The sequence below is a fragment of the Kitasatospora sp. NPDC056731 genome (assembly GCF_040687675.1).
GTDB lineage: Bacteria > Actinomycetota > Actinomycetes > Streptomycetales > Streptomycetaceae > Kitasatospora.
Genome location: NZ_JBFBNR010000010.1, coordinates 199956 through 212897 on the forward strand (window position 1 = coordinate 199956; position 12942 = coordinate 212897).

A 12942-nucleotide genomic window follows, 5' to 3' on the forward strand; every position below is an offset into this window, starting at 1 on the left:
GCCGCTCGGGGACCCGGATGGCGGCGGCCCACAGCAGGAGAGGACGACACCCGATGGCGCAGGCGAAGAAGATCGGCATGGCCCTCCTGCTCATCTTCGTCCTCTACTCGATCATCAGCTCGCCGGCCCGCTCCGCCCAGCTCGTCCAACTGGGCTTCGAGGGCATCTCGAACGCGGCCAAGGCGGTCGGCACCTTCATGACCGGACTGATCAAGTGAGCGCTCCGCTCGCGTAGGGCCCGTCGTCCCGCCCCGGCGCACCGGCTACGGTGTGCGGGACCCTCTGTCCCCGTCCGCGAGGAGCGGCAATCGTGATCCGGCATCTGGTCCTGTTCAAGCTCAACGAAGGCGTCCGCAAGGACGACGAGCGCGCGCTCGCCGGCGCCAAGGCGTTCGCCGAGCTGGGTTCGCTGATCCCCGAGCTGCGCGAGTGGGAGTGCGGCTGGAACACCACCGAGCGGGACATCGCCCACGACTACGCGATCAACAGCCTGGTCGAGGACCGCGACGCCCTGCACGCGTACCTGACCCACCCGGCCCATCAGGCCGCGGCCGGTCAGTGGCGCGAATTCGCCACCTGGGTGATCGCCGACATCGAGGTCTGACACCCGAGGCACCCGGGTCCGTCCCTCGGACGGCCCGCCGCGCCCCGTCCGGCCACCGGACGGGGCGCCTTGCTCCGCCCCGGAACGATCCGTGCGGCGCCTGGGCGGGAAGCCCGGTGAAGCCCCGATGCCGCACCAACACACCTCCGCCGGGTACTTGCCCGACCTGCGCCCGCCTTGTGATGCTATGACCGGTTTTGCCGGACATGGCGAGGTGGTGAAGCAGCCGCGACACCCGATCCGCAGGGCCCTTCGTTATCGACTGAGGGAGGGGTGACGTGTCCGACGAGGTACTGGCGTCGATCATCAGCCCGGCCGGCGAGCTCCGCCCGGACGGTCTGCGCGGCCCCGGCGGCCGCCCCGCGGTGGACGTCCGGACGCTGACCCGGGTGCTGTTCGAACGGCTCGCGGAGCTGCCCCCGGGCACCCCCGAGCGGGAGCGGGTCCGGGCCGCCCTGATCGAGGTGAACATCCCCCTGGTCCGCTACGCGGCCACCCGCTTCCGCAGCCGCAGCGAGCCGATGGAGGACGTCGTCCAGGTCGGCACCATCGGCCTGATCAACGCGATCGACCGGTTCGACCCCACCCGCGGCGTCCAGTTCCCCACCTACGCACTGCCCACCATCCTCGGCGAGATCAAGCGCTACTTCCGGGACAACGTCCGCACCATGCACGTCCCGCGCCGGCTCCAGGAGCTGTGGGTCCAGGTCAGCGGCGCGATGGAGGAGCTGACGGTGCTGCACGGCCGGGCCCCCAAGGTGCCGGAGATCGCCGCCAGCCTGCGGATCCCCGAGGAGGACGTCCGGGCCTGCCTGGACGCCGGGCGGGCCTACAACGCGGCCTCGCTGGAGGCGGCGCAGGAGCACGAGGGCGGGCTCGCCCTGCTGGACCGGCTCGGCTACGAGGACTCCGCGCTGGCCGAGGTCGAACACCGGGACATGGTCCGCCACCTGCTGGTCCAGTTGCCCGAGCGGGAGCGGCGGATCGTGATGCTGCGGTTCTTCGCCAACCTGACCCAGTCGCAGATCAGCACCGAGCTGGGGATGTCCCAGATGCACGTCTCGCGGCTGCTCTCCCGCATCCTGACGAGGCTTCGGACCGGCAACTCCTGGGAAGACTGAGATTGCAGCGCGTTACCCTCGCGTGACATCTTGCGACGTTCGGGTTTGCCGTGCACCGTGTTCCGGTATGGAGGGGGAGGGCCCCCGCCGGGAACCTCCGTGCGACGGCCCCCGTTCAACTGTCAGTCACAAGGGGGTGGGCGCATGTCCGGAGAGCTGGGCACTGCGGAGATCCACGCTGGTCAGGCCAACGGTACGGCTGTCGCCGAGGACCGGATCCCGCTCCAGCGGGTCCCGGCCGCCGCGCCGCCCGGGCCCGAGACGCCGCCCGGCTCCGGGCTGGACACCCGGACGCTGTCGCGCTCGCTGTTCCTGCGGCTGGCCGCCCTGGAACCGGGCAGCGCGGAGCACACGTACGTCCGCGACACCCTGATCGAGCTCAACCTGCCGCTGGTCCGGTACGCCTCGGCGCGCTTCCGCAGCCGCAACGAGCCGATGGAGGACATCGTCCAGGTCGGCACCATCGGCCTGATCAAGGCGATCGACCGGTTCGACCCCGAGCGCGGGGTGGAGTTCCCCACCTTCGCGATGCCCACCGTGGTGGGCGAGATCAAACGCTTCTTCCGGGACACCAGCTGGTCGGTCCGGGTGCCCCGGCGGCTCCAGGAGCTGCGGCTGGCGCTCACCAAGGCCGGTGACGACCTGTCCCAGCGGCTGGACCGCTCCCCCACCGTCGCCGAACTGGCCACCTGCCTGGGGGTCAGCGAGGAGGACGTGGTCGAGGGCCTCGCGGTGGGCAACGCGTACACCGCCAGCTCGCTCGACTCCAGCCCCAGCGAGGAGGACGGCGACGGACCGCTGGCCGAGCGGCTCGGCTACGAGGACCTCGCGTTGGAAGGCGTCGAGTACCGGGAGTCGCTGAAGCCGCTGCTGGCCAAGCTGCCGCCGCGCGAGCGCCGGATCATCATGCTGCGGTTCTTCGGCAACCTCACCCAGTCGCAGATCGGCGACGAGATCGGCATCTCCCAGATGCACGTCTCCCGGCTGCTCACCAGGACGCTGACCCAGCTTCGCGAGGGCCTGATCAGCGAGGGCTGATCCTGCCCCGGGAGGCCGCCCGTCGCCGTCCTGGCAGGCTGCGCGTCAGCCTGCCGGGGCGGCGTCGTCCATCGCCCGGCCGACCACTGCGGCGGCGCGTTCGACGGCGCGTTCGACGGCGCGCGGGTAGTCGGCGAGGACGGGTCCGCGGTCGGCGCCGACGGCGTACGCGCGGGGGCCGAAGTCGTCGGCAACGACATGGTTCAGGCCATCACCGCACAGGGCCACAGCGCCCCGCGGCGCCCGCCCGCCCGGCCGTCCAATAGCCGCCGAGATCACGGGCGTTGGCCTTACCGCGGCAGCCCGGGACTGCGCCCGACCAGCGCCGTTCGACCGGCTCCGGCGCCGCTTTCCGCCCGGCCCCGATTGCACCGGACTCGGTCCGCCGATCGGCCGCGCGAGCACCTCCATTGCATATTCGGACTGTCACATGGCACAGCGGTGCCCGATATTGCATGAACCTGCCCAAGGCGTCGGCAAGATGTGCAAGAGTGTCATGCGCGACGACGACAGTGTAGGTGTCCGGTGGTCCGCCCAAGCCGCACGGGCGGTAACCAGGTGTAGCTCTCAGCTTCCGCTTTTTCATTCTCAATTCATTATTTGCATGGCCGGTCCGGTTCCGGTCACAATCGGCGCCTTCATGGCTTCGCCATGAACGTTGGTAACAGGTTCGCTGCACTCTCGCCCAATTGGTCCCTCGCAGAGGCCCCCCTCGACCAGGATGGGCGCCGGGCAGCCTGCTGCCCGCGAACAGCTACAGGGCAGGCGAGCGCTGAGCAGCGAGGCGCCTACCCAAGGGGAGGATCACCATGGGTCGAGCGACCCGAAGAGTTGCCGCGTGCGCGGCGGCAGTTCTGCTGGCCAGCGGCCTGCAGACCACCCTGGCCCACGGCGACACGCCGCCCAGGATCGACCTCACCATCCTGGTCATCGACGACGGAGGCCCGTCGGTCGCGGCGATCACCGCCGAACTCAAGAACCAGGGCACCCCGTACAAGGTCGTCAACCTCAACGACACCAACCGTCCCATCATCAACTCCGCTTTCCTCAGCGACACGGTGAACGGCCAGCCCCGCGGGAAGTACCAGGGCATCGTCCTTCCCAACGAAAACCCCTTCCCCAACAGTGCGGCCGAGATGACGGCCATCGCGGGCTACGAAGCTGCATTCGGAATCCGGCAGATCGACGCGTACACGTTCGCCAGTCCTGCGGTGGGGCTGAACTACGCGGTGAATCCCGGTTACTACGGCACGCTGGACGGATTCCAGGGCGCCACCACCACGGCCGGCACTTCGGGCCCGTTCGGGTACCTCAAGGGCAGCGTGCCGTTCGAGGACAACGATCCGACCGTCAGCGAGAGTTACGGCTACCTGGCCACGCCACTGGCCAACCTGCCGGCCGGCGCCTCGTTCGTCCCGCTGGTCGACGCCGCGATCCCGAGCACCACCTCGCGCGGTTCGCTGGTCGGCGAGTACACCCACGACGGCCGCAAGGAACTGGTCGTCACGTTCGTCTACAACCAGTACCAGCAGCAGTACCGCCTGCTGGCCCGCGGCATGGTCGACTGGATCACCCAGGGCGTCCACCTCGGCTACGACCGCAACTACTTCGCGGCCCACGTGGACGACGTCTTCCTGGCCGACGACCGCTGGGACACCGTGCTCAAGTGCACCCCCGGCGACGTCACCTGCCCGCCCGGCACCCCGGACACGGCCAACCCGATCCGGATGACGCCGGACGACGCCCAGCACCTCAAGCAGTGGCAGACCGCCAACAACTTCACCCTGGACATGGTGTTCAACGGTGGCGGCAGCGAGGACTGGAAGGCGGACCACCAGACCACGGTGGACCCCACGGCCAACCAGATGATCGCCGACCAGAACAGCTACCGCTGGGTCAACCACACCTACAGCCACCCGTACCTGGGCTGCGTCCAGGACGTCACCGTGGTGCCGTGGCGCTGCACCAAGGACTCCGCGGGCAAGACCGTCTGGACCGACCAGAACACCATCTCGGGCCAGATCAAGGACAACTTCGACTGGGCCGCCAAGAACGGCCTGAAGGTCGACCCGCAGGCCCTGGTCACCGGCGAGCACTCCGGTCTGCTGACCGCCCCGCAGGAGACCAGCGACAACCCGAACCTGGCGCCGGCGCTGGCCGCCAACGGCATCAAGTTCACCGGCAGCGACGCCTCCCGCGAGCCCGCCCAGCGGGCCGTCAGCTCGTCCACGCTGACCGTGCCGCGCTACCCGATGAACGTCTTCTACAACGCCGGCACGGCGAAGGAGGAGGCCGACGAGTACAACTGGATCTACACCAGCAAGGCCAACGGCGGCAGCGGCGTCTGTGAGAACAACGCCAACTCCACCTGCCTGACGCAGCCGCTGGACGTGAACACCGGCTTCCAGTCGTACATCGTGCCGCTGGAGGCCCGGATCGACCTCGGACACGTGCTGAGCAACGACCCGCGGCCGCACTTCATCCACCAGTCGAACCTGTCCGAGGACCGGGTCCTCTACCCGGTGCTGGAGAAGATCCTCGGCACCTACCGGTCGCTGCACGCCGACAACACCCCGATCGTGAACCTCGGCGAGCGCGAGATCGGCCAGGAGTTTCAGCGCCGCGCCGCCTGGAACTCGGCCGTCTCGGCCGGCCAGGTCACCGGCTACCGGGTCGGCAACACCGTCACGGTCAACGCTCCGGCCGGTGTTCAGGTCCAGGCCACCATGCCGACCGGAACTTCTCAGAAGCTGGTCATCGGATCGACCGCCTTCGGTTCGTCCTACGCCGGTACGCTCTCCGGTTGGGTGTCCCCGGGCACCCTGCAGAGCAGTGTCTCCCTGCAGCTCCCCTCGGCCGGCACCCCGGCCGCCCCGGCCGCCGTCGCCCCCGGCGTCGCGGCCAAGTCCGTCCCGGCCCCGGCCCCGGCGGACAAGAAGGTCGTCCCGCAGGGCGTCGCCACTCCCGTCCCGGTGGGCCCGAGCGACACCGGTCGTACCAGCGCCCCGACCCTGGTCCCCGGTAGCGGAACCCCGGTGCCCGGCAAGGACGTCGCCACCAACGGCAACGGCGGCACCGCCGCCGCCGCCAAGAGCGGTAAGGCCACCGGGGGGGCGGCCTCGCTCGGCACCAGTACCACCGGACGCTCCGGCAACCGGTAGCCCGCAGCACCCGATGGCAGGGCCGGGCCGGTCGCCCGGTCCGGCCCTGCCTCGGGTCCCGTTCCGGCCACCCAGACCGGACACCGAAGCAAGGAACAGGAGGGGGGACAGGAGATGCGCGTCACCCTGCTCACCGAGGGGACGTATCCGCACCAGCACGGCGGTGTGAGTGTCTGGTGCGACCAGCTCGTTCAAGGCATGCCGGACGTCGACTTCGACGTCATCGCCGTCACTGGTACCGGCCAGGAGCCGCTGGCCTGGGAGCTGCCCGCCAACGTGCGGTCGGTCACGACCGCACCGCTGTGGGGCCCGGCCTCCGAGGCCGGACCGCCCCGCGGCAAGGAGATGCGGCGCTTCCTCAACGCGTACGAGCGCTTCCTCCACTCCATCCTCGATCCGGTCTACACCACCCACTTCGGCACCGAGCTGTACGGCTTCGCCGACCTCGCCCGGCGCGGGCTGCTCAGCCCGGCGCTGCGCAGCGAGCGCGCCCTGCGCACCCTCCAGCACGTCTGGACCCGGGACTACCTGCCCACGGCCGTCTCCCGGCCCACCATGCACGACGCCCTGAACGCCACCGACCTGCTGGAGCACGCCCTGCGGCCGCTCTCGGTCGAACCGCCCACCGGCGGCGTCGCGCACGCCGCCAGCGGCGGGCTGGCCACCCTGCCCGGGCTGATCGCCGCCCAGCAGTACGGCGTACCGTTTCTGCTCACCGAGCACGGCATCTACCTGCGCGAGCGCTACCTCGGCTACCGCACCGGCCCGTACCGCTGGCCGGTCAAGGCGCTGCTGCTCGGCTTCTACCGGATGCTCGCCGAGGAGAGCTACCGGCAGGCCGCTCTGGTCACCCCCGGCAACCGGTACAACCGGCGCTGGGAGGAGCGCGGCGGCACGCCGTCCGCCCACATCCGCACCGTCTACAACGGCGTGGACCCAGCGGCCTTCCCGCCCGCCGGGCCCGAACCCGAGACGCCGACCCTCAGCTGGGCCGGCCGGGTCGACCCGATCAAGGACCTGGAGACGCTGATCCGGGCCTTCGCCATCGTCCACCGTGAGATCCCCGAGGCGCGGCTGCGGCTCTTCGGCGGAACCCCCAAGGGCGGCGAGGCCTACCGGGACGGCTGCATAGCCCTGGCCGCCGAACTCGGCATCGCCGACTCGGTGGCCTTCGAGGGCCGCGTCGCCGACATCACCGACGCGTACGCGGCGGGCAACGTGGTCATGCTCTCCAGCATCAGCGAGGGCTTCCCGTTCACCCTGATCGAGGCGATGTCCTGCGGCCGCGCGACCGTCTCGACCGACGTCGGCGGCGTCCGCGAAGCCGTCGGCGACACCGGACTCGTCGTCCCGCCCCGCGAACCCGAACCCATGGCGGCCGCCTCGATCGAGCTGCTGCGCGACGCCGAACGGCGCGCCCGCCTGGGCGAACAGGCCCGGCTGCGGGTCATCGAACAGTTCACGCTCCGCCAGAACATCGACGGCTTCCGGGGCATCTACACCGAACTCCTCGGCACCGCCCGCTGGATGCCGGACGGCGTGGTGGCCGTCACCGACCAGACCCCCACCACCGACTGGGACCAGCAGCTCGCCGCCGCCCAGCCCCAGCACAGCGAGGTGGGCGCGTGAACGAGCGGACGAACGACAGGTGCGCGTACCGCGAAGCGGCCGCCGAGCGCGGCGAGGTGGAAGCGTGAACGAGCGGAGCGAGAGAACCATCGACAGGTGCGTGTACCGCGAAGCGGCCGCCGAGCGCAGCGAGGTGGGAGCATGAGTGGCCCCCTGCGGCTCGTGGAGGACGAGGGCGGCTCCGAGCGGACGATGCAGCTGCGCACCCTGCCGCTCAAGCGCCGCCGCCCCACCCCGTCGGCCCAGCCCGAGCCCGAGGAGCAGCTCGACCTCTCCGCGGACCCGCTGGACGAGCTCGCCGAGCGGCTGCACGACATCTGCGCCGATGCCGTCCACCCGTACGAGATCGCCGCGTTCCTGGAGTCCGACGGCCTCTCCGACGAGCAGGCCGCCCTGCTGTACGGCCGCCCCGACTCGTTCACCCTCGCCGAGGAGCTGTTCGAGAAGGTCGAGCGCCGCTACCCCGGCCCGAGCTCCGAGTTCGCCAACCCGTGGCGGGCCGACCCCTGGCGCTGCGTCGTGCGCGGCCTGGTGTTCGCCCTGCCCGGGCTCGGCTACCTGCTCGGCGCCAACCTGTTCGCGGCCACCCGGATGCGGTTCGGCCTGCCCTCCGGCATGCTCGCGCTGTCCGTCGCGACGCTGGTCAGCTGGGGCTTCAACCAGGCGCTGGCACACCGCTCGTACCGCTGGCTCGGCCGGCTGCGGCGCCGCGAGGCCGCGATCTGTCTGGCCCTCGGGGCGCCGCTGGGCGCACTGGTCGCGTCCGCCGCGGCGTACGTGGTCGGCGGGCCGCTGGGCGCGCTCTTCTTCGCCGCCGGGCAGTCGCTGTACCTGGGCGCGGCCACCGTCCTGCTGGTGCTGGGGCGGGAGAAGTTCCTGCTGCTGGCGCTGGTTCCGGCCTCGGTGGGCGCGGGCGTGGTGCTGGCCGCGGACGTCCCGCAGGTCGTGCGGACGGTCGTGCTGCTCGTCTCGCTGGTGCTGGCGGTCGGCCTGGCCGCCCGGGAGCTGCTGTTCTGCATCCGGGGCGGCGAGAAGGAGTCCGTCGAGCTGAAACTGCCGATCCGCCAGGAGGTCCCGCACCTGCTGTTCGGCCTGGCCTGCGGCACCCTCACGCTGATCGCCGGTCTCGGCGAGACCATCCACCAGGCGGTGCAGACGGGTGCCGCGCACGGCGCGAAGGCCACCCCGACCGGACCGGCCATGATCGCGCTGACGCTCAGTCTCGGCCTCGCCGAGTGGCTGCTCTTCCGCTACCGGGCGATGGCCGTGGCCGCGCTGCGCACCAGTCACACCAGCGGGCAGTTCACCCGCCGCACCGGCGGGATCCTGCTCGGCTGCCTGTTCATCTACCTCACCACCGTGGCCGCGCTGGACGCCGCCACGACCGTGCTGTGGCCCGGCGCCCCCGCGCTCGGTGTGCCGCAGCTCGGCGCGATGCTGCTCCTCGGCGGCTCGCTCTGGCTGGCGCTGCTGCTGAACGCCTTCGGGTTCAGCTGGAGCACCGCCCTCATCTGTCTGGCCGCCGCGGGTGCCGAGAGCGCCGGGCTGCTGACCGGTGCGGATCCGATCGTCCTGCAGCTGATCGGCTGCGGGGCGGCCGCCTTGCTCCTCACCGCCATCGCCGGGCCTGCGCTCGGCCGCACCACCCAGCACCGCTGAACACCGAACACCGAAATCACGCACGCCCAATTCGCGTGCACCGCTGGACCCGCTTCACCGAACACGCTCCACAACGCGCTTCACCCGAACGCGCTTCACCCGAACGCGCTTCACCTCAACACGCTTCACGGCACAGCTGAACCACCACCGGCCGGTCGCCACCGGGAGTCCGGCCGTTCCCAAAATCGAGAGAGCGAATCACGCATGAGCAGCGTCGCGGTCACCGGAGCCGAGGGCTTCATCGGCTCCCACCTCGTCGAGTCCCTGGTCGCCGACGGGCACCAGGTCCGGGCGATGGTCCAGTACAACTCCTTCTCGTCCTTCGGCTGGCTGGAGACCCTGTCCAAGGAGGTGCTGGACTCGGTCGAGATCGTCCTCGGCGACGTCCGGGACCCGGGCTCGGTCAACGGCCTGGTCAAGGGCACCGAGGCGGTCTACCACCTGGCCGCCCTGATAGCGATCCCGTACTCCTACCTGGCCCCGCACTCGTACGTCGACACCAACGTCACCGGCACCCTGAACGTGCTGGAGGCGGTGCGCCACCAGGAGATCCCGCGCCTGGTGCACACCTCCACCAGCGAGACGTACGGCACCGCGCAGACCGTGCCGATCACCGAGGACCACCCGATCAACACCCAGTCCCCGTACGCCGCCTCCAAGGCCGGCGGGGACCGGCTGGCCGACAGCTACCACGCCAGCTTCGAGACCCCGGTCGTCACCCTGCGCCCGTTCAACACCTTCGGCCCGCGCCAGTCGATGCGCGCCGTCATCCCGACCGTGATCGCCCAGGTCGCCGCCGGCGAGACCGAGATCACCCTCGGCGACCTGCGCCCGACCCGCGACTTCATGTTCGTCAAGGACACCGCGCACGCGTTCCGCACAGTCGGCACCGCTCCCGCCGAGACCGTGGTCGGCAGGACCTTCAACGCCGGCACCGGTGGCGAGATCTCGGTCGGCGACCTGGTCTCCCTGGTCGGCAAGCTGATGGGCGTCGACCTCCTGGTGAAGGAGGACGAGCAGCGCATCCGCCCGGCCAACTCCGAGGTCATGCGCCTGGTCGCGGACGCCACCCGGCTGCGCGAGGCCACCGGCTGGGCCCCCCAGTTCACCCTGGAGCAGGGCCTGGAGCAGACCATCGAGTTCTTCCGCGACCCGGCCAACCTGGCCCGCTACAAGACCGACATCTACAACGTCTGACCGCCGTACCGATCAATGCCCGTCCTGGTAACCAAGGTTCGTGTCCTGCACATCCTTTCCGTGGGGGAAACACCATGCATGCAGTGATCCTGGCCGGCGGTAAGGGCGTTCGCCTCCGCCCGTACACCACCGCCCTTCCCAAGCCGCTCGTCCCGATCGGCGACCAGCACGCGATCCTGGAGATCGTGATGCGCCAGCTCGCCGCCGCGGGCTTCAAGACCGTCACCCTGGCCATCGGCCACCTCGGCCACATCATCCGCGCGTACGTCGGCAACGGCTCCCAGTGGGGGCTGCGGGTCGGCTACGCCGTCGAGGACAGCCCGCTCGGCACCATGGGCCCGCTGCTCACCATGCAGGACCGCCTGCCGGAGCACTTCCTGGTGATGAACGGCGACATCCTCACCGACCTGGACTTCGCCGGGGTGCTCACGCACCACGAGGCGTCCGGGGCGCCGCTCACCATCGCCACCTACGCCCGGCAGGTGAAGATCGACTTCGGCGTGCTGACCGCCGAGTCCGGCAGCATCACCGGCTTCCAGGAGAAGCCGAGCATCGACTACCGCGTCTCGATGGGCGTGTACGGCGTGTCCCGTTCGGCACTCGCCAAGTACACCCCCGGCCTGCCACTGGGCTTCGACGAGCTGGTGCTGGACCTGCTCGCCGCCAAGACCCCGCCCGCCGCGTACGACTTCGGCGGCTACTGGCTGGACATCGGCCGCCCGGACGACTACGACCGGGCGAACGCCGAGTTCTCGTCCATCCGACCGGTGCTGATGCCCTTCGAGTCGGCCGACGCCGGCCAGGGCGTGGCGGAGCTGCCGATCCCGGCCGCCCGCACCGCCCCGGACGACACGGCCGAGGCTCCCGCCACCGCGGGCGCCCAGAGTGACGGACGGGCCGCGTGAGAATCCTGCTCCTCGGCGGCGACGGCTTCCTCGGCCGTCACGCCACCGCCGTCCTGCGGTCACTGCCCGGTGCCACCGTGCTGACCGCGGGCCGGCGGCCCGCCCACGACCTCCGGCTGGACCTGGCCACCGCCCAGGCCGGCCCGCTCGGCGAGGAACTGGCCGCGCTGGCACCCGACGTGGTGGTCAACTTCGCCGGCGCGGTGGCTGGCAGCGCGGTCAAGCTCGCCGAGGTGAACGCGCGCGGCCCGGCCGTGCTCTGCGAGGCGCTGCAGCTCGGCGCCCCGAAGACCCGGCTGGTGCACATCGGTTCGGCCGGCGAGTACGGCGTCTGTCCGGCGGGCAGCTCGCTGTCCGAGGACTCCGACGCCCGCCCGGTCGGCGTGTACGGCGCGACCAAGCTGGCCGGCTCCCTCGCGGTGGCCGGCTCGGCGCTGGACGCCGTGGTCCTGCGGGTGTTCAACCCGGTCGGCCCGGGGGCACCGGCGGGCTCGCTGCCCGGCCGGCTGGCCGCCGAGCTGCTCCGGGTGGCGCCCGAGGGCGCCGACGGCGTGATCACGGTCGGCGACCTCTCCGCCTACCGCGACTTCGTCGACGCCCGGGACATCGCCCGCGCGGTCGGCCTGGCCGCCGCCGCGGACCGTCCGCTCCCCCGGGTGCTCAACCTCGCCTCCGGGCAGGCCCGGCAGGTCCGGGCGATCGCGGACGGGCTGGTCGCCGCGGCCGGCTTCGCCGGCCGGATCGACGAGAGCGGGGCGGGATCCGAGCGCTCGGCCGCGGTCTCCTGGCAGCAGGCCGACGTGTCGGCCGCCGCCCGGGAGCTCGGCTGGCACCCGGAGACGGACCTCGCCGACACCCTGCGCGACCTGTGGCTCAGCACCGCCGAGCCCGCCTGCCCCCCGGTCGTCGCATGACCGGCGGGATCATCCCCGACGGCCGCCTGCTGGTGCCGCTGTACGTCCACCCCGCGGTGGACCCGGCGGCCTGGCAGGCGGTCGCCGCCGCCGACCCGGGCCGGATCGCCGCCGTCGTGCTCAACCTCGCCGACGGGCCGGGCGAGAACCCGGACAACGTCTTCGCCGAGGCCGCCGACCAACTCCGCGCGGCCGGAGTGCCGTTGGTCGGCTACACCGACACCGACTACGGCCGCCGACCGCACGCGGCGGTGGTCGCCGACATCCTGACCTACCGTCAACGCCACGACATCACCGGCGTCTACCTCGACCAGGTGGCCACCCACCCGGGCGCTCTCGCGCACTACCGGCGGCTGGCCACGGCCGCGCGCGCGGCCGGCTGCGGCACCGTGGTCTTCGGCCACGGCGAGCACCCCGACCCGGGGTACGCCGAAGTCGGCCTGGCCGACCTGCTGGTCACCTTCGAGGGCGACTGGGACACGTACCGCGCGATGACGCTCCCGCTGTGGACCGGCCGCCACGCGGCCTCCCGCTTCTGCCACCTGGTGTACGACGTCCCCGCCGAACACGCCGAGGACGCCACCGCGCTGATCGCCGCCCGCCGGGCCGGCGTCGGCTGCGCCGTACCGGGCGCCGGGGAGAACCCCTGGCGCACCCTGCCCTACGGCCTGACCGCTGCTGAACTGACCTGACCTGATCCGGAGTTCGACTACC

The 12942-nt window shown here is 71.4% G+C and carries 11 protein-coding genes and 1 pseudogene; 11 read left to right on the plus strand and 1 reads right to left on the minus strand.

Going from position 1 to position 12942, the window contains the following annotated elements:
• The first annotated feature begins 53 nt into the window (after nucleotides 1–53).
• The 4 genes from AB0R04_RS13275 to AB0R04_RS13290 all read left to right on the plus strand — a co-directional run bounded on the left by AB0R04_RS13275 (nucleotide 54) and on the right by AB0R04_RS13290 (nucleotide 2763).
• On the plus strand, nucleotides 54–218 hold the full coding sequence (locus AB0R04_RS13275; RefSeq protein WP_167745863.1) for a hypothetical protein: 165 nt from the start codon (nucleotides 54–56) through the stop codon (nucleotides 216–218).
• Between the two features lie 92 nt (nucleotides 219–310).
• Nucleotides 311–604, plus strand: a complete 294-nt coding sequence (locus AB0R04_RS13280) for a Dabb family protein (protein WP_063348630.1) — start codon at nucleotides 311–313, stop codon at nucleotides 602–604.
• A gap of 338 nt (nucleotides 605–942) precedes the next feature.
• Nucleotides 943–1725 carry an RNA polymerase sigma factor SigF gene (locus AB0R04_RS13285; protein WP_244293642.1) on the plus strand — a complete coding sequence of 261 codons (783 nt, stop codon included), beginning with the start codon at nucleotides 943–945 and terminating at the stop codon, nucleotides 1723–1725.
• A gap of 144 nt (nucleotides 1726–1869) precedes the next feature.
• Nucleotides 1870–2763: an RNA polymerase sigma factor SigF gene (locus AB0R04_RS13290; protein ID WP_363370626.1), complete on the plus strand. Its 894-nt coding sequence runs from the start codon at nucleotides 1870–1872 to the stop codon at nucleotides 2761–2763.
• Between the two features lie 45 nt (nucleotides 2764–2808).
• On the opposite strand, the gene AB0R04_RS13295 is transcribed toward AB0R04_RS13290, so the two are convergent.
• Complete coding sequence (locus tag AB0R04_RS13295; protein WP_363370628.1) at nucleotides 2809–2991, minus strand: hypothetical protein; 183 nt, start codon at nucleotides 2989–2991, stop codon at nucleotides 2809–2811.
• Between the two features lie 581 nt (nucleotides 2992–3572).
• Between AB0R04_RS13295 and AB0R04_RS13300 the strand changes: the two genes are divergently transcribed.
• The 7 genes and pseudogenes from AB0R04_RS13300 to AB0R04_RS13330 all read left to right on the plus strand — a co-directional run bounded on the left by AB0R04_RS13300 (nucleotide 3573) and on the right by AB0R04_RS13330 (nucleotide 12920).
• Nucleotides 3573–5924 carry a hypothetical protein gene (locus AB0R04_RS13300; RefSeq protein WP_363370630.1) on the plus strand — a complete coding sequence of 784 codons (2352 nt, stop codon included), beginning with the start codon at nucleotides 3573–3575 and terminating at the stop codon, nucleotides 5922–5924.
• 114 nt (nucleotides 5925–6038) lie between these two features.
• Nucleotides 6039–7553 carry a GT4 family glycosyltransferase PelF gene (gene pelF / locus AB0R04_RS13305; protein ID WP_079135759.1) on the plus strand — a complete coding sequence of 505 codons (1515 nt, stop codon included), beginning with the start codon at nucleotides 6039–6041 and terminating at the stop codon, nucleotides 7551–7553.
• A 141-nt stretch (nucleotides 7554–7694) separates the two neighbouring features.
• Entirely contained in the window at nucleotides 7695–9212 is a 1518-nt protein-coding gene (locus tag AB0R04_RS13310; protein ID WP_063348625.1) for a hypothetical protein, read from the plus strand.
• 204 nt (nucleotides 9213–9416) lie between these two features.
• The gene (locus tag AB0R04_RS13315; protein ID WP_063348624.1) at nucleotides 9417–10409 is read left to right on the plus strand and encodes a GDP-mannose 4,6-dehydratase; all 993 of its coding nucleotides are present in this window, start codon (nucleotides 9417–9419) and stop codon (nucleotides 10407–10409) included.
• 74 nt (nucleotides 10410–10483) lie between these two features.
• Nucleotides 10484–11185: pseudogene (locus tag AB0R04_RS13320) on the plus strand (sugar phosphate nucleotidyltransferase); the annotation flags it as partial.
• Nucleotides 11186–11310: 125 nt separating this feature from the next.
• Complete coding sequence (locus AB0R04_RS13325; protein ID WP_363370633.1) at nucleotides 11311–12228, plus strand: NAD(P)-dependent oxidoreductase; 918 nt, start codon at nucleotides 11311–11313, stop codon at nucleotides 12226–12228.
• The gene (locus AB0R04_RS13330; protein WP_063348622.1) at nucleotides 12225–12920 is read left to right on the plus strand and encodes a spherulation-specific family 4 protein; all 696 of its coding nucleotides are present in this window, start codon (nucleotides 12225–12227) and stop codon (nucleotides 12918–12920) included. Before AB0R04_RS13325 ends, AB0R04_RS13330 begins: the two co-directional genes overlap by 4 nt.
• The last annotated feature ends 22 nt before the right edge of the window (nucleotides 12921–12942 follow it).